Raw genomic sequence first — 16,466 nt, 5'->3', positions numbered from 1 at the left:
TGACTTTTAAACGGTGAATGATGAGACCAATGGTCTAAGCCGGTGAACAGCACCGGTTATTTCTTATTAGTTTTTAATAGCTGGCAATGGCATAACGACTACAGAAACCGGTAAGTTGCTTCCTGCTGCTGCAGTGAAATACATCTCTACACTTTCCTCGATATGACCTGTACGATACAGCACACTCATCTCATTCGGTGCTTGCACAGAACCATTCGTTGGAATACCCACAACCTGATTGTTGACCATCGCATAGCCGGCATATTCACCACCACGCGGGTTGAAAGCAATCAGGGAATACGGCGCTACATGGTCCAGCTTAACTTTATAGACGACACCAAAGTTACCGGCATTGGAAGCAGCAGAGCCGTCCAAACCGTCAGTTCCCAGCAGGTTCGGATCTACTTTATTGTCGCCAAGAACGATACGCTGAGCTGTTTTACCAACCTCTTCCGTATAATTGAGCGAGATATCGGAATTCGCATACGTTCCACGGTTATGAATGCCGTCCTTAGGCAGTTTTGCAAGAGTAGGCAGCGCAGTCAACGGATCTGCATTTGCATCTAGCACAACAACTGTGTATTGAATAGGTTGATCCGTATACAAGTCGGACAAAAGAGAAATGACCTGTTTTTGCTTGATTTTTTGCGCATTCAAATCCTGTAAAATAACGCGGCTTTCGCCCGGATTCAGAACTGTACTGGAGCGTTTGCTTCCATCCTGCATGGATTGAAAGTACCGCTGAATCGAAACCTTACCCGCCGCCGTAGCAAACTCAGATGGTCCGGCGAAACCGGAATTTTCGACATTCAGATTGGTAGGCATAATATTATTGTTGGTTGCAATAACGTACATTTTTACATCTCTGCCCGTTTCATTCACATGATGGACGAGTATACGCGTGCTACCTGAGCCCGTTTCCTGATAAACGATGCCATCCTGGAATACCCGTTCCGGACTGTTAGCACGGATCAGAAGACGTGGTGAAGACGTACTGGTCACTGGAATGGTAGCCATAGTAGGCACCTGACTGCCGTCTACACTATATTTATCACCATAAGGCGTGAAGATTTTGTTGAAATCATCTTCATTGTAGAGCAGTTCATTGGTAATTTTAATCGTTTCGCTTACAGTACCTGTTGCACCGTGCTTATCAGTTACGGTCAATGTGATGGTCACGTCACCTGGCTCGAAAAATGCCAGTTTCTTGTTTACCCAATCACGCTTGGTAATCGCATTTTCATCATCGGTACTCAGATCGGTGATCGTGATTTTCTCACCCATTTTGTATTCTTTTTTATCTGTTGTAAACAGAGCCACTGGCGGCTGATTCGGTGGTTTTACCGTAATCGTAACTGAGTATGGATCACTCCAGTTCCCTGCGGAATCAAGAACGGAATAGGTAACTACATATGTACCCGGCTCCTGAAAAACGTCCTGCTTCCCTTCCCAACGTTGATTCACAATCGGAAGACCTGTGGGAGAAGATTCCTTTGTCAAATATATCACTTGGGTTTCGCCCGCGTAGATATCTTTTTGCTGAACCGTGAAGGAAGCTTTAGGTTTCTGATTCAAATCCAAAATAACCTGCTTGGTTGTATTATTCACAGTATAAGGAATATTTAAGGCCTGTGTAATAGAGGTCAGCGGCACCATAAATACGTTCTTTTGCTGAAAAGCCGGCCCCTTCATTTGTCTAGCTTCACCGTTAACCGTATAAACCTTGCTGTCCGTCTTGAAGCGCAGCACGTTTGTCCCTTGGGTGATTACGGTTTCTTTGGTCGCAGTGTCATAACTAAATTGTAATCCGACGCGGCTGACAAGCGAACGAATAGCTACATAGGAAACCCCGTTCTTGACTGTCATTGGCTGAGTCGCCGTGTACACCTGTCCATTCTGTTCCATTTTTGCGCTGTTCAAATACAAAATCAATTGATTTGCATTCATGGATGTTGGAGAGCCACCAGGATTGGTGATCGTTCCGTCTCCTCCATATACATCACTGGATACGTTTGATCCGTTGGTTGTATCTGTAGGTAAGCCAGACAATGGATCGTTGCTTGCACCTGTGCTATCAGGTGTTACTGTGCCGTTTGGTGTTCCCGTGCTATCTTGACCTCCGATGCTATTCTGAACGCCGGATTCTGCAGCATTGGTCTGACCCTGCTGTGTGCTAACCGAATCGGTAGATTGAACGGTTGTTGTTGCTGCTTCTGCTCCTACAGGGGCTACTGCTGCCACCTGTGCTACCGCAAGCGCGGTGAGCATGGTCCACTTCTTGAAATTCATTGTCTGTCTCCTTCTATCCCAAATTATTATCATTCCCGTAAAAAGTCATACTATTAGACGCGGCAGTAATCAAAAAGTTGCTGGGTAATTTTGCCGAACTTAAAAAAAAGGAAACTCCCTCCTGTGACTTCAAAAAATCAACAAAAAAAACCGCCACTCATCTAATCTGATGTAGCGGCGGCTGTATAAGCAGCAAGTAGCTTTGAAGCCATCTTCATTATGACGGGTGACAGACAGCATTCTTCCCTGCAGTCTCCAAACGACCCTCTTCAATGAGTCGATAGGCACGTTGAACTTCTTCTTCAGTAGGGGACGGAACCCCTTCCAGCGGATACGCCTTGCCGAGCATTTCCCATTTGTATACACCCATTTGGTGATAAGGTAAAATCTCGAACTTTTCGACTCCGTTCAACGTTCCAATAAACCGGCCCAAATTCAATAGATCTTGCTCGTCATCATGAATGCCCGGCACAAAAACGTGTCTAATCCACATTTTGCGTCCTTGTTCAGACAACCAGCGTGCTGTTTGTAGCATACGGTCATTGGACTTGCCCGTAAGCTTAATATGCTTGTCGTTGTCAATATGCTTAATATCCAGAAGCACCAAGTCCGTTACGTTCAGCAGATCCTGGATACGGCCCGCGTCATTAAAGCCGTTACTGTCCAGTGTCGTGTGCAAATTCCAGCGACGCTTCACTTCCGTGAACAGCTCTGCTACAAAATGAGCTTGCAATGTCGGTTCTCCTCCAGATACGGTCAAACCACCTCCTGAAGATCGGTAGTAGGCTAAATACGGTTCTATTTCAGCCAATACCTCCTCCAGTGTCATCGGATTGCCTTCATTTAAAGCCCAGGTGTCCGGATTATGACAATATTGACATTTCAACAAACATCCTTGCATAAAAAGCACGAAGCGGATGCCGGGACCATCGACAGTCCCGAAGGTTTCCAATGAGTGTATGTGGCCTTTCAACATGTTGCATCATCCTTCCCGCATCCGCTATGCGTGCGTCGTTGTAATATATGATAGGTTAAGCCTAATTACATTGTACCATGGAATGTACGGTTAATTACATCCATCTGTTGTTCGCGAGTCAGCTTGATGAAGTTAACGGCATAACCAGATACACGAATCGTAAGCTGTGGATAATTTTCCGGGTGTTCCATGGCATCCAGCAGTTGCTCACGAGCAAATACGTTGACGTTCAAATGATGCGCATGGCTTCCGAAGTAACCGTCCATCATCGAAACGAGGTTCGTTTTGCGTGTTTCTTCTTCTTTACCCAGTGCTTTAGGCACGATGGAGAAAGTATTCGAAATACCGTCCAGACTGTGCTCATAAGGCAGCTTAGCTACAGAACTCAGAGATGCCAAAGCACCTTTTTTATCACGGCCATGCATTGGGTTCGCACCTGGCGCAAACGGTTCGCCTGCTTTACGTCCATCCGGTGTTGTACCTGTTTTCTTACCGTACACCACGTTGGAAGTAATGGTCAGGACAGATTGAGTAGGAAGAGCATTCCGATAAGCTTTGTGCTTGCGAATCATACTCATAAAGGTCTCTACCAGTTCTACTGCGATGGTATCTACACGATCATCGTTGTTACCGTAGCAAGGATATTCGCCTTCGATTTCAAAATCAACGGCAACCCCTTTTTCGTTACGGATTGGTTTTACTTTTGCAAATTTAATAGCGCTCAAGGAGTCAGTTGCAACGGACAGACCCGCGATACCACAAGCCATGGTACGAAGAATATCACGGTCATGCAACGCCATTTCAATGCGTTCGTAGCTGTATTTATCATGCATGTAGTGAATCACATTCAATGTGTTCATGTACAGTTTTGCCAGCCATTCCATCATAGGTTTGAAGCGGCTCAACACTTCTTCATAATCCAGCACTTCACTTGTAATGGCTGGGAATTCAGGCCCTACTTGAACGCCGGATTTTTCATCCTTACCACCGTTAATGGCGTACAACAGAGCTTTAGCCAAGTTGGCGCGAGCACCAAAGAATTGCATTTGTTTACCGATTTTCATGGCGGATACACAACAAGCAATACCATAATCATCGCCATAGATTGGACGCATCAGATCGTCATTTTCATATTGAATGGAGCTGGTTTCAATCGAAACTTTTGCACAATATTTTTTGAACCCTTCAGGCAATTGTTCCGACCACAGCACAGTCAAGTTAGGTTCTGGAGCAGGTCCCAAGTTGTACAGCGTGTGCAAGAAGCGGAAGCTGTTTTTGGTAACACGAGTTTCTCCAGTGACAGACATACCACCAATAGATTCTGTTACCCATGTTGGGTCTCCACTGAACAGTTCATTATAGTCAGGTGTGCGCAGGAATTTAACAATACGCAGCTTCATGACAAAATGATCGACCAATTCTTGAGCTTGTTCTTCTGTCAGCGCGTTTTCTTCAAGATCACGTTGAGTATAAATATCAAGGAATGAAGATACACGTCCCAGGGACATTGCTGCACCGTTTTGTTCTTTGATCGCTGCGAGGTAGCCAAAATATACCCATTGGAAAGCTTCTTTCGCATTATTGGCTGGTTTTGAAATATCAAAGCCATGTTCAGCAGCCATTTGTTTCAATTCATTCAAAGCACGAATTTGTTCGGAAATTTCTTCGCGCAGACGAATTACGTCCTCTTCCATCGCGTCAACTTCAAGGCTTTTCAGTTGAAGCTTTTTATCTTGGATCAGGAAATCTGCTCCATACAGAGCTACACGACGGTAGTCACCAATAATCCGACCACGACCGTATGCATCTGGCAAACCAGTAATAATACCAGCTTTACGAGCTGCTCTCATCTCATCCGTGTAAGCATCAAACACACCTTGATTGTGCGTTTTACGGATATGCGTGAATATATCAACAATGCTTTCAGGCACTTCAAAGCCATAAGCTTTACATGCGTCAATCATCATCCGAATTCCGCCGAACGGTTGCAAGGAACGCTTGAACGGTGCATCTGTTTGTACACCAACAATTTGTTCTTTATCCCGGTCCAGATAACCCGGTTTATGTGAAGTAATAGTAGATGGCGTATTCACGTCTACATCAAGTACACCGCCGTTTGCCAGCTCTTTTTTAGTAAGATCAGATACAATATCCCACAGTGCAGTTGTGTTGGCAGTAGGGCCAACCAGGAACTCTTCATTACCTACAAAAGGTGAAATATTGGTTTGGATAAAATCGTTAACGTTGACTTCTCTAGACCATTTTCCTTTTTTAAAACCTCTCCAGCCAGCTTGTTGTCCTTGTAAATCTCTCTCAATCACCGACATGTAAATCCCTCCAAATTGTTTGGTCTTCCGGGTTTGTGATTTTTTTCACTATTTTATCCCGGCCTTTTCACCGATGCCTTATGCTCAGTGTCGGGACCTTTCTTACACCCTTATTGTAGAATAATGACAGAGTGTAGTATGTGATAAAAGTCACAATACGAGTGATTTTTATCACTTTATTTTCCTCTTGCTCCCGCCTGATCCTGAACCCTTGTTACTCACCTCCCTTCCCAAGCCAACAGGCCCTCTATCAAAGAGAGCCTGTCGTGGTATTGAACGGGAAAATGCTTGTTACAAGCCTCTTCATACCTATTATATTATTGGTCAAAACGTCCGTAGAAGGCATTGCGGTATACATCAGCCAATTCAGTAACCAGCGGCAGCTTCGGATTCGCAGTTGTACATTGATCCTCAAAAGCGCGGTCAGCCAAATAATCCACACGTGCTTCAAAATCCTTCGGATCGAAACCGAGTTGTTGGAACGATTCCTCGATACCGAGTATTTTATTCAACTTACGGATCGCTTCGATCAGGCTGTTAACTCCTTCTTCAGTGGTGCGAGCAGGCAATCCCAGTATGCGAGCAATCTCTGCATAGCGCTCATCCGCAACAAAATGCGAATATTTAGGGAACGAAGCGAATTTTGTCGGTTTTTTCGCATTGTAGCGAATAACGTGCGGCAACAAGATCGCATTCGTGCGACCATGCGCTGTGTGGTACTGACCGCCCCATTTATGCGCAAGACTGTGGTTGATACCCAAGAATGCATTGGCAAACGCCATCCCTGCAAGCGTGGAAGCATTGTGCATTTTTTCACGTGCTAGCTTATCAGCAGTCAGAGCTGATTGCTCCAGGTATTGGAATACCAATTGAATGGCTTTAATGGCCAGACCATCTGTGTAGTCATTGGCCATTACAGACACGTAAGCCTCAATGGCGTGTGTCAGTACGTCCATACCTGTATCCGCTACAGCTGTTTTAGGCAGCGAATATACAAACACAGGGTCAATAATTGCCACATCAGGGGTCAACTCATAGTCAGCCAGCGGGTATTTCGTGTTGCCCAGGTTTTTATCTGTAATTACCGCGAAAGAAGTAACTTCCGAACCTGTACCCGAGGTTGTAGGAATGGCTACGAATTGTGCTTTTTGGCCCAGACGTGGGTACTTGTAAATCCGTTTGCGAATATCCATGAATTTTTGTTTCAGGTTGTTGAAATCTGTATCTGGATATTCATAGAACAGCCACATACCTTTCGCCGCATCCATTGGGGAACCGCCGCCCAGTGCGATAATGCAATCCGGTTGGAAACGTCTCATCATTTCAGTACCACGCTCTACCGTAACTGTCGATGGATCCGGCTCTACTTCAGAGAAGACCTCGATCGCAACCGGTGTTTGGCGTTGGTGCAAATAATGAATAACGCGATCCACATAGCCAAGCTTCACCATCATAGGGTCTGTGACAATAGCTACACGTGTGATATCAGGCATTTTAGCAAGATATTGAGTCGAATTTTTTTCAAAATAAACTTTGGAAGGTACTTTGAACCATTGCATATTCACCGTCCGCTTCGCCACCCTTTTCACGTTAATCAAATTGACTGCCGATACGTTCGACGAAGTTGAGTTACGTCCGTACGAACCGCAACCAAGCGTCAACGATGGAAGGTTGGTGTTGTAGATGTCACCGATCGCACCATGTGTGGAAGGTGCATTTACAATGATACGGCCTGTTTGCAGACGGTTTGCGAACCGGGCGATAACGTCCTCATCGCTCGAATGAATAGCGGACGAGTGACCCATGCCTCCGAACTCCACGACTTCAGCAGCACGTTGAATACCTTGTTCAGCATTTTTTACTTTATAGCAAGCCAATACAGGGCTCAATTTTTCCGCGGACAATGGGTATTTTGTTCCTACCCCTTCAATCTCAGCCACCAAAATTTTGGTTCCTGCCGGTACGGTGATACCGCTCATTTCAGCAATTTTTACAGCAGACTGTCCGACGATAGCCGGGTTCACTGCACATTTCTCTACATTCATAGCTCCTTGAGTGAGCTTAGCTGCTTCTTCTTTATTTACAAAGTAGCATCCGTTAGCGATCATCAATTTTTTCACTTGCTCGAAGATTGGCTCTTCGATAATAACCGCTTGTTCGGAAGCACAGATCATACCGTTATCAAAAGATTTCGAGAGGATCAGATCGTTCACGGCCTGCTTGATGTCCGCTGTTTTTTCAATGAAGCAAGGCACGTTACCAGGACCTACGCCCAGAGCAGGTTTACCGCAGCTATATGCCGCCTTAACCATACCTGATCCACCAGTTGCCAGAATCAGTGCCACATCCGGGTGATTCATAAGTGAATTTGTCTTATCCATCGAAGGAGCTTCGATCCATTGAATACAATCAGCAGGAGCCCCGTGTTTAACGGCCGCTTCAAGCAAGATGCGGGCTGCTTCCGCGCTACACGATTGAGCGGATGGGTGGAAACCGAAAATGATTGGGTTACGTGTTTTAATGGCAATCAACGCTTTGAACATGGTAGTCGAAGTCGGGTTTGTCACTGGAGTGATCCCCATAATGATACCGACTGGCTCAGCTATCTTTTGAAAACTGTCAAAATCATTATCTTCAATGACACCGACGGTTTTTTCATTTTTGATGCTATGGTAGATATATTCTGTTGCAAACATGTTTTTAGTGATTTTGTCCTCGTACACACCGCGTCCTGTTTCTTCAACAGCCAGTTTCGCCAGGTACATATGTTTATCCATCCCTGCGAGTGCCATAGCTTGTACGATTTCGTCAATCTGTTCCTGATTCATACTCATGAAAGCTTGCTGTGCCCGGTTCGCCCGGTCAATCAGCGTTTGAATATACTGCTCTGCGCTTTGCTCTTTTTGGATAACCTCGTTTTTAACAGCCATTTCCCTCATCCTCCTGTTATCTTGTATAATATCTCTTGTTCACGCACTGATCGTAACACAGCTTCCCAAGATATTTTGTGATTTTTTTCACAATCTATTTTAAATTTTTTGTTTCATGAAGTGAATTTAATCACAAAGTTTGCAAATCTGCCACTTTTACCCCCTCTTCTTGCCCCCAAAACTCACAGCACAGGTATATAATGAATTTGAATTGATCAAGTTGCAGATAAAAAACATAGGAAACAAAGGGGAAATGGACGATGAGAAACCCTACAAACGTAATGGAAGCTCGCGGTAACACCAGTTGCTTCTCGGAGGCCAGCTTCAACCGGCTGCAAGTGATGATGAAGGATCGGGTCATGCCCGAAAGTTCGCACCTGTTCTGGGAAGGAGACACAGCGGATAAGCTGTTTTATATCAAACGCGGACGCGTGAAAGTAACAAAAACAACGGATGAAGGTAAGGAACTTATTCTATATATGTATCAAAGCGGCGATCTTGTGGGTCAAGCTGATCCATTTTTCGGGACTAAACATTCCTTTTCTGCTGAGGTGCTGGAAGACAGCGATATTGGTGTCATTGATCATACAGACCTGGAGCTGCTCATTTGCCAGCATTGCGATTTTGCCATTGACTTTATGAAATGGATGGGGTCGCATCACCGCATTACTCAGACCAAGTTCCGCGACCTGATGATGTACGGTAAGCCCGGTGCTCTCTGTTCGACCCTGATCCGATTGTGCAACACCTATGGCGAGCCTCACGGTGATCATATTCTGATTCATAAAAAAATCACTCATACGGACCTTTCTAATATGATCGGTGCCACCCGGGAAAGTGTAAACCGGATGCTAAGCGATTTGCGCAAGAAAAATGCAGTTGAATATGATAACGGCATGATTGTGGTCAAGGATTTGGAAATGCTGCAAAGCGTATGTCATTGTGAATTGTGTCCAATTGAAATTTGCCGGATCTAGTTAATCTTTTCTAAATACAAATGGGAGTGTTTTATGCCATTTTGGCAATAAAATACTCCCTTATTTTATTGCCTGTTCTCACCAAAAAGCAACTAACGATATGCCTTCTTGATCCATCTCACCTTTAGAACTGAAAGCACAGGTAACTTAAATTCCCCATCTCATAGCTTCGATGGATGACCTTGGCCTTGTTCGCTGGATTACCACTCCCCATTGCAATAAACAAAGGCACAAAGTGCTCTGCTCTTGGTACCGCCTGACGGGCATACGGCGCTTCGCTTTCATAGCGATCCAAAGCCTCTATATCCCCATTTTGCACCTTGTCTATAATCCAGTCATCAAAATCAATAGCCCACGGTTCTGTTTTCGTTGTTCCCCATTGGACGATGCGCAGATTATGGACGGTTACACCACTGCCAATCACCAGAATATCCTGTTCCCCCAGTCCGCGTAGCACTTCACCAATGGCATATTGTGCTTTGGGCGAGAGATATGGATTTACAGAAATCTGAACGACCGGGATGTCTGCCTCAGGATACATTCGGTGCAATAGTGTCCAAGACCCATGATCCAGTCCTCTTACCTGGTCAGTTTGTGCGTCAATGCCCTTTTGTTCATATAATTCTTTCAGCTTATTTGCCAGTTCCATCGAACCATGTGCAGGATATTTCACCTCGTACAGTTCTGGCGGGAAGCCGCCAAAATCATAAATGGTATCATATACGCCATCCATCGAGCTGATTGTCAATGCCTGCGTCTCCCAATGGGCAGTGAAAATAACAATAGCCTTGGGACGAATACTCTTCCCTAATCGCTCCAAAAAAGCAGTATAGTCGGTCTGTTCAATAGCAAGCATCGGTGACCCATGGGCCAAAAACAAAGCTGGTGTCATATGGAGGTCTCCTTATCATTCATCAATTTATTTTTCTCAATTAGTAACTTTATGTAAGTTATAATACATAAGTAACAAGGTTATGTCAATACAGAGTTTTGCATATACTTAAAGATCAGCAATTGTTAAATAAAGATTGATATAGGTATAAAGTCATAGTAATATATAACTAATAAATTTAAAAAATCTCACCACATTTCGATATAAAGGACTGGTTTCGATGGAGATACATACTGCTAATTGCCCAAAATGTGGTTCCGTTTTCCGTCAAAATCTTAGAAAACTGTGCAACACTTGTATCCAGGAAGAAAATATATTCTTTGACCGCTGCTCCAATTATTTATGGAAGCATCCTGCTACGCACACCCGCCAGCTCAGTGCTGCAACCGGAACACCCATGAATTTGCTTACAGATTGGGTAAGAGCAGGCAAGTTTCCCTCCACATACTGCCAGCTTGATTATCCTTGCGAGTCCTGCCAATCCCCCATTTATGCAGGAAGACTGTGCCATTCATGTCTAGGTACATTTCGCACAGCCGCACTGGATATTCAAACTCGTATCCCACGCCGCACGGCAACCGGATTATTTTCGATTGCGGAACGCGTCAAAAGCTTTTAAGCGTACTAACTTATCTATATTGATCCATTTGAGGTGTAGTGGAAAATAGCCCCTGCATACAAAATAAAAACAGCCTTTTTCTAGGAAAAGGCTGTTTTGCTATGAAAAACACTTATTTAGTTTGGTGCTCATCTAATCCATTCTTCAGCCCAAAATTGAATCTGCTCCATTACTGGCTGAAGTGCACGGCCTTTGGTTGTAAGCTCGTATTCAATGCGGACAGGAGTTTCCGGGTAAACATGACGTGTAAGGATTCCTTCATTTTCCAAGTCTTTCATCCGCTCTGATAACATTTTGTCACTCATTGTAGGAATCAGATTGGAAATATCCTTAAACCGCTTGGGACCGCTCATCATGGATTGAATAATCAATCCGTTCCAACGCTTTCCCAGACATGAAAAGGCGGTCTCAAAACGCGGACACATTTTTGTAAGTTGCGGTTGACCCTCCAAATTTTTCACCTTCTTTTGCATTTCGGTTTGATAAAGCTTTCCTTTTGTTAGTATATATCATTTTAGCATACTTTATCCCGAAAGAAAACACTTTCTTCTTAAATTAATACCTGCTCCGATAAAGTTGCCATGACCAAAGCTGATTATACAACAACAACAGCAACAGGTATGTGTCTAAATCGTTAAATGAAAAGACAGGCGGAATCTCTTGGGATTCTGCCTGTCTTTTCATTATTGCACTTGTTGAGACATGAAGAATGTCTTTATACCAGCACTCTACCGAGAGGTCTTATCGCCTCGCTTCTACCATATATTGGGTTAATTATACCTGTCGAGCAGGCCCAACGGATGCTATTAGCAATGACCTTCAATATATCAGGCTGGTAATAGGTCGGATATGTTTCATGACCTGGACGGAAATAAAATATTTTACCGCTGCCTCGGCGGAAAGTACATCCGGTTCTGAATACCTCGCCGCCTTCAAAGTTACTAACAAATATCAGTTCATCCGGCGTAGGAATATCAAAGAACTCCCCATACATCTCTTCGTGCTCCAACAAAATTTTGGAATTTACTCCTTCTGCAATGGGATGTGATGGATTTACGGACCAGATAATCTCCTGTTCGCCTGCAACTCTCCATTTCAGATCACAACTGGTGCCCATCAGAGCTTTGAATGGCTTGGAAAAGTGGCCCGAGTGCAGAACGATCAAGCCCATTCCATCCTGTACTCGTTTTACAACACGAGCTGTAACTTCATCACTCACCTGATCGTGGGCTTTATGCCCCCACCACAGCAGCACATCTGTGGAATTCAGGACTTCCTCTCCCAAACCATGCTCAGCATCATCATGCAGAGTAGCCGTTCGAATAACAAATTCCTCACTGGCCAAACCGTCTGCCAGTGCCTTATGTATCCCGTCAGGATACACCTGTTTTGCCTCATCCTTCTGCTTCTCGTTCAGAAATTCATTCCAAATGGTGACGTTAATCATCCACATTTCCCCCTATTAGGTTAGACCCACCACATCTCGCTCAGCGGCTCTTCAATAAGAACCTGTCGAAGATTGTGAACGGCCTTAGTAAAGCCTTCCTCTACGGACATCAGACCATCTTCATGCTCAATGCTTACTACATAATCGTAGCCTACCAGACGGAGAGCACTGATGATATCCGCCCAGGTTTTAATATCATGTCCATAGCCGACGGTACGGAACTGCCATGCGCGATCCAGCATATTGGTATATTCCTGCATATCAGTAAGTCCGTATTTATTCACATTGATCGGATCAATCGTCGTATCCTTGGCATGAAAATGATGAATGGCTCCTGCTCGGCCTAAAATTTGAACCGCTTGCACCGGATCAATGCCCTGCCACCACATATGACTCGGGTCCAGATTGGCACCAATAACCTCCCCGACCGCTTCACGCAGACGAAGCAAGGTTGCTGGCGTATGAACCGAAAAGCCCCCGTGTAGCTCCAGTCCAATTTTTACATGGTGATCTGCGGCAAATTTCCCCGCCTCACTCCAATAAGGAATAATTTTGTTCTCCCATTGCCACTTTAGCACTTCCTGAAAATCATTAGGCCACGGAGCTACCGGCCAGTTCGGATACTTCGCATCCTCATGATCACCTGGGCAGCCAGAAAAAGTGTTGACAACGGGAACTTCCAGCTTTTCAGCCAATTGAACGGTTTTAAGAAACGTTTCATGATCTGCCTGAGCCAAGTGTTTTTGCGGGTGAAGAGGGTTGCCGTGGCAGCTAAGCGCACTAATCGTGAGTCCCCGGGACTCCACTGCTTTTTTGAAATTTTTGAGCGCCGTTTCGTTGTCCAGCAGTTCATCCGGCTTGCAGTGCTTATCTCCCGGATTGCCGCCTGTACCGATTTCTACAGCATCCAGTCCTTGGGAAGCTACATAATCCAGCGCTTCCTCCAGTGAACGTCCACCGAACAACACCATAAATACTCCAAGTTTCAAACGAAATCCCTCCCTGTATCATATGTGAAAAAAGCGGCTTTAATCAAAATAAACTGCCTTCCCCGTACGTGCCGATTCATAAATGGCTTCCAGAATTTCAGTAACAACCAGTGCCTGTTCCGGTTTCACAAGCGGCTCTTTGTCGTCCAGAATGGATTCGATCCACAAACGGGCTTCCCGGTCTGCCTCATTTTCCGTTTCTCCGGAGTAAAAGGCCACACCGCCCGCATCCAGATCTATTTTCGTATCAAACAAGCGGCTATTCTTTTCTCCGTTAATGCGCAATCCATCCTGCATATCGGCTCCGCCTTCCGTTCCGCATAGCAGTGTCTTGGCTTCGCCAAATTCTACAACGTTTAACGCCCAGCTGGATTCCAGAACGATCGTAGCTCCATTTTGCATCGTAATAAAACCAAAAGCAGAATCCTCCACCTTAAATTCCTCAGGATTCCAAGGTCCAAAGGCATTCGCCGCATTTTTACGATCCCCCAGCTTATGGAAGGTTGATCCCAGTACGCTTTTAGGCTTGTAATTATCCATCAGCCAGAGTGTCAAATCGAGTGCATGCGTACCAATATCAATAAGCGGGCCCCCGCCCTGCTTCTCTTCATCCAAGAATACTCCCCATGTCGGAACCGCACGTCGACGCAGAGCGATCGCTTTGCCCAGATAAATTTCGCCAAGCTCTCCCTGCTCAACCAATTGCTTTAAATACAAGCTATCATCACGATAACGGTTTTGATATGCAATGGACAGCTTTTTACCTGTACGCTTAGCCGCAGCAAGCATTTCCCGTGCCTGCTCGGCCGTTTTGGCCATCGGCTTTTCACATAACACGTGCTTACCTGCCTCAAGTGCGGCGACCGTAATTTCGGAGTGTGAGTCGTTGGGTGTACATACATGTACAACTTCAATGTCTTTATTTTCAAGCAGCTTTCGGTAATCACTATACACTTGGGAGCCTTCAGCCCCAAACTTTGCCGCTGCTTCCTCCGCACGCTCCAGAATGATGTCGCAGAAAGCGACGATCTCTGCCCGCTTTTGCTTGGCAAGACTCGGCAAATGCTTGCCGTTCGCAATGCCCCCACAACCAATAATCCCGATTTTGAGTGTTTTAGACATGTATATTTCCTCCCTGAGCTGCGTATTGTTGGAGCCATTTCAAGCTAGTTTCAATGCTTTCGATTGGAGGATTTGAGCAAAAATCCTGTTCGACGATGATCCAATCGACACCGGCCTGAATAGCGGCGTCTGCAATGGCCTGAAGCTGTACTTCTCCTTGACCAAGCTCTACGGTAACTGCTTTTTGCTGTTCGTCACGTGCCATATCCTTTAAATGAATGATAGGCAAGCGTCCACGATAACGTCCGATGTATTCCACAGGATCATAGCCTCCATAGTATACCCAACAAGTATCCATTTCGACCTGTAACAAATCCGCGGGAACTGCATCATATATAGCATCAAATACTGGACGATTGCTCATTTTCTCCGTCAATTCAAAATCATGATTATGGTAAGCCAAAATCAGACCCTGTTCCTTCACCTTTTCACCAATACGATGCAGATTGGCAAAAAGTTCATCCCACTGGCGCTGTTCGTCGGTTAAATAAGGAACGACCAGGTACTTATTGCCCAATTCCTTGTGGTATGCAATCTCTTCATCCAAATGATCCAGCAAGCGGGTATATTGGACATGAGTTCCAACAACTTCCAGATTCAATTCATCCAAAAGCGCTCTGACATCCTTGGCACTGCGTCCGAAAAAGGTATGAAATTCCACCCCTTTATAGCCAAGCTCAGCTACCTTGCGCAGTGTACCTTCAAAATCCTGTTCAAGATCTTCTCTTACTGTGTACAATTGCAATCCTACTTTTGCCATTGCCCTTCACCTCTTCTATTAGGATGGATGTACCGTTATATCTGTTCCTTCATACAAATCCTCGTCCGGCTCAAACGTGCTCTCCAGCGTAATATGCTTTCCTTCCAATGAGGAGCGTTGAAAAGCATGCATGGCTTCCAACACATGATAGGCTAGCTCCGCGTTGGCACGATGATTCTTTTCACTGCGAATGGCTCTCACCATCTCGCCTGCACCTATTCCACGCTCGTTTTTCCCACATGCAAAAAGAGGCTTCAACACCTCCATGTTTTCCTCTCCAGGCCGACGAAGCTTAACATCTCCGTTAAAAAAGTTAGGGTCTGGTAGACTCAATGTCCCTTTCGTTCCGTAAATTTCAATACGCGGCAGCTCGGAAGCTCCCTGAATATCAAAACTGGTGATTAGCGTTACAATGGCTCCGTTATGAAAATCCAGGGTCCCGGCCAGGTGCGTTGGTGTCTCTACTTGCAGTGGCGTGCCGCTTTTGGGACCGGAATGTATATAACGTTCCGGAATCTGAATCCCTACGGAGCCGCTGATTCGCCGAATCGGCCCAAGCAGGGTGATCAGCGAGGTCAAATAGTAAGGCCCCATGTCAAACATCGGCCCACCTCCAGCGGCATAGAAAAACTCCGGATTCTCATGCCACCACTCTGGGCCCCTGCCCATTAAAAAGGCCGTAGCAGCTACTGGCTGACCAATGATTCCGGTCTGTATGGCATGGCGTGCAGTCTGAATCCCCGCACCGAGAAAGGTATCCGGAGCACAGCCGACACGCAGGTTTTTTGCTTTGGCTACATCCAGAATGCGTTTGCCGTCCTCCAAAGATACCGCCAAAGGCTTTTCACTGTACACGTGCTTGCCTGCCTCCAGTATCGCCACATCGGTCAGTGCATGGCTGCCGGGCACAGTCAGATTAAATACAAGCTCAATCTCAGGCTGACGCAGCAGCTCATCTACTTTGTATGCGTTTTCAATGTTGAATTCATCAGCCTTCGCCCTCGCCCTTTCCTCCAGCAGGTCAGCGACAGCTACCACCTCAATAAGCGGACTGTTTCGCAGATTTTCAAGATATACCGTGCTAATGTTGCCACAACCGATGATTCCGGCCTTCATTCGTTCCACATCGTCACACTCC

The 16,466-nt window shown here is 45.5% G+C and carries 12 protein-coding genes; 1 reads left to right on the top strand and 11 read right to left on the bottom strand.

Annotation, left to right across the window (positions count from 1 at the left end):
- Positions 1–66: 66 nt before the first annotated feature.
- From KQI_RS0104930 to adhE, 4 genes are all read right to left on the bottom strand, one after another.
- Positions 67–2,289, bottom strand: coding sequence for a copper amine oxidase N-terminal domain-containing protein (locus KQI_RS0104930; protein ID WP_010345618.1), 2,223 nt, complete (start codon positions 2,287–2,289; stop codon positions 67–69).
- Between the two features lie 217 nt (positions 2,290–2,506).
- Positions 2,507–3,265, bottom strand: a complete 759-nt coding sequence (gene pflA, locus KQI_RS0104925) for a pyruvate formate-lyase-activating protein (protein ID WP_010345617.1) — start codon at positions 3,263–3,265, stop codon at positions 2,507–2,509.
- A gap of 65 nt (positions 3,266–3,330) precedes the next feature.
- On the bottom strand, positions 3,331–5,592 hold the full coding sequence (gene pflB, locus KQI_RS0104920) for a formate C-acetyltransferase (RefSeq protein ID WP_010345616.1): 2,262 nt from the start codon (positions 5,590–5,592) through the stop codon (positions 3,331–3,333).
- Between the two features lie 317 nt (positions 5,593–5,909).
- Positions 5,910–8,522, bottom strand: a complete 2,613-nt coding sequence (gene adhE, locus KQI_RS0104915; protein WP_010345615.1) for a bifunctional acetaldehyde-CoA/alcohol dehydrogenase — start codon at positions 8,520–8,522, stop codon at positions 5,910–5,912.
- Positions 8,523–8,782: 260 nt separating this feature from the next.
- On the opposite strand from adhE, the gene KQI_RS0104910 reads away from it, so the two are divergent.
- Positions 8,783–9,499 (top strand): Crp/Fnr family transcriptional regulator, encoded by a 717-nt coding sequence (locus KQI_RS0104910; protein WP_010345614.1) that lies wholly within the window; start codon positions 8,783–8,785, stop codon positions 9,497–9,499.
- 124 nt (positions 9,500–9,623) lie between these two features.
- On the opposite strand, the gene KQI_RS0104905 is transcribed toward KQI_RS0104910, so the two are convergent.
- The 7 genes from KQI_RS0104905 to KQI_RS0104875 form a co-directional block, all read right to left on the bottom strand.
- Positions 9,624–10,391, bottom strand: a complete 768-nt coding sequence (locus tag KQI_RS0104905) for a DODA-type extradiol aromatic ring-opening family dioxygenase (protein ID WP_010345613.1) — start codon at positions 10,389–10,391, stop codon at positions 9,624–9,626.
- Between the two features lie 747 nt (positions 10,392–11,138).
- Positions 11,139–11,483 (bottom strand): winged helix-turn-helix transcriptional regulator, encoded by a 345-nt coding sequence (locus KQI_RS0104900; RefSeq protein WP_010345610.1) that lies wholly within the window; start codon positions 11,481–11,483, stop codon positions 11,139–11,141.
- A 242-nt stretch (positions 11,484–11,725) separates the two neighbouring features.
- Entirely contained in the window at positions 11,726–12,457 is a 732-nt protein-coding gene (locus KQI_RS0104895) for a ThuA domain-containing protein (protein ID WP_010345609.1), read from the bottom strand.
- Positions 12,458–12,477: 20 nt separating this feature from the next.
- Positions 12,478–13,446 carry a sugar phosphate isomerase/epimerase family protein gene (locus KQI_RS0104890; RefSeq protein WP_010345607.1) on the bottom strand — a complete coding sequence of 323 codons (969 nt, stop codon included), beginning with the start codon at positions 13,444–13,446 and terminating at the stop codon, positions 12,478–12,480.
- 39 nt (positions 13,447–13,485) lie between these two features.
- Entirely contained in the window at positions 13,486–14,568 is a 1,083-nt protein-coding gene (locus KQI_RS0104885; protein ID WP_010345606.1) for a Gfo/Idh/MocA family protein, read from the bottom strand.
- On the bottom strand, positions 14,561–15,328 hold the full coding sequence (locus KQI_RS0104880; RefSeq protein ID WP_010345605.1) for a sugar phosphate isomerase/epimerase family protein: 768 nt from the start codon (positions 15,326–15,328) through the stop codon (positions 14,561–14,563). Before KQI_RS0104880 ends, KQI_RS0104885 begins: the two co-directional genes overlap by 8 nt.
- Positions 15,329–15,346: 18 nt before the next feature.
- A complete protein-coding gene (locus KQI_RS0104875; RefSeq protein ID WP_010345604.1) occupies positions 15,347–16,453 on the bottom strand; it encodes a Gfo/Idh/MocA family protein in 1,107 nt (368 codons plus the stop codon).
- Positions 16,454–16,466: the final 13 nt, after the last annotated feature.

It is taken from the genome of Paenibacillus peoriae KCTC 3763 (genome assembly GCF_000236805.1).
GTDB classification, from domain to species: domain Bacteria; phylum Bacillota; class Bacilli; order Paenibacillales; family Paenibacillaceae; genus Paenibacillus; species Paenibacillus peoriae.
The sequence above is the reverse complement of the archived record's forward strand: the minus strand, read 5'-3'. Positions and strand labels throughout refer to the sequence as shown.

Excerpts from the sequence above, each read along its gene's own strand:
- KQI_RS0104900 (WP_010345610.1), bottom strand. The coding sequence starts at position 11,483 with ATGCAAAAGAAGGTGAAAAATTTGGAGGGTCAACCGCAACTTACAAAA.
- KQI_RS0104880 (WP_010345605.1), bottom strand. The coding sequence starts at position 15,328 with ATGGCAAAAGTAGGATTGCAATTGTACACAGTAAGAGAAGATCTTGAA.
- KQI_RS0104930 (WP_010345618.1), bottom strand. The coding sequence starts at position 2,289 with ATGAATTTCAAGAAGTGGACCATGCTCACCGCGCTTGCGGTAGCACAG.
- KQI_RS0104905 (WP_010345613.1), bottom strand. The coding sequence starts at position 10,391 with ATGACACCAGCTTTGTTTTTGGCCCATGGGTCACCGATGCTTGCTATT.
- adhE (WP_010345615.1), bottom strand. The coding sequence starts at position 8,522 with ATGGCTGTTAAAAACGAGGTTATCCAAAAAGAGCAAAGCGCAGAGCAG.
- pflB (WP_010345616.1), bottom strand. The coding sequence starts at position 5,592 with ATGTCGGTGATTGAGAGAGATTTACAAGGACAACAAGCTGGCTGGAGA.
- KQI_RS0104885 (WP_010345606.1), bottom strand. The coding sequence starts at position 14,568 with ATGTCTAAAACACTCAAAATCGGGATTATTGGTTGTGGGGGCATTGCG.
- KQI_RS0104910 (WP_010345614.1), top strand. The coding sequence starts at position 8,783 with ATGAGAAACCCTACAAACGTAATGGAAGCTCGCGGTAACACCAGTTGC.
- pflA (WP_010345617.1), bottom strand. The coding sequence starts at position 3,265 with ATGTTGAAAGGCCACATACACTCATTGGAAACCTTCGGGACTGTCGAT.
- KQI_RS0104895 (WP_010345609.1), bottom strand. The coding sequence starts at position 12,457 with ATGATTAACGTCACCATTTGGAATGAATTTCTGAACGAGAAGCAGAAG.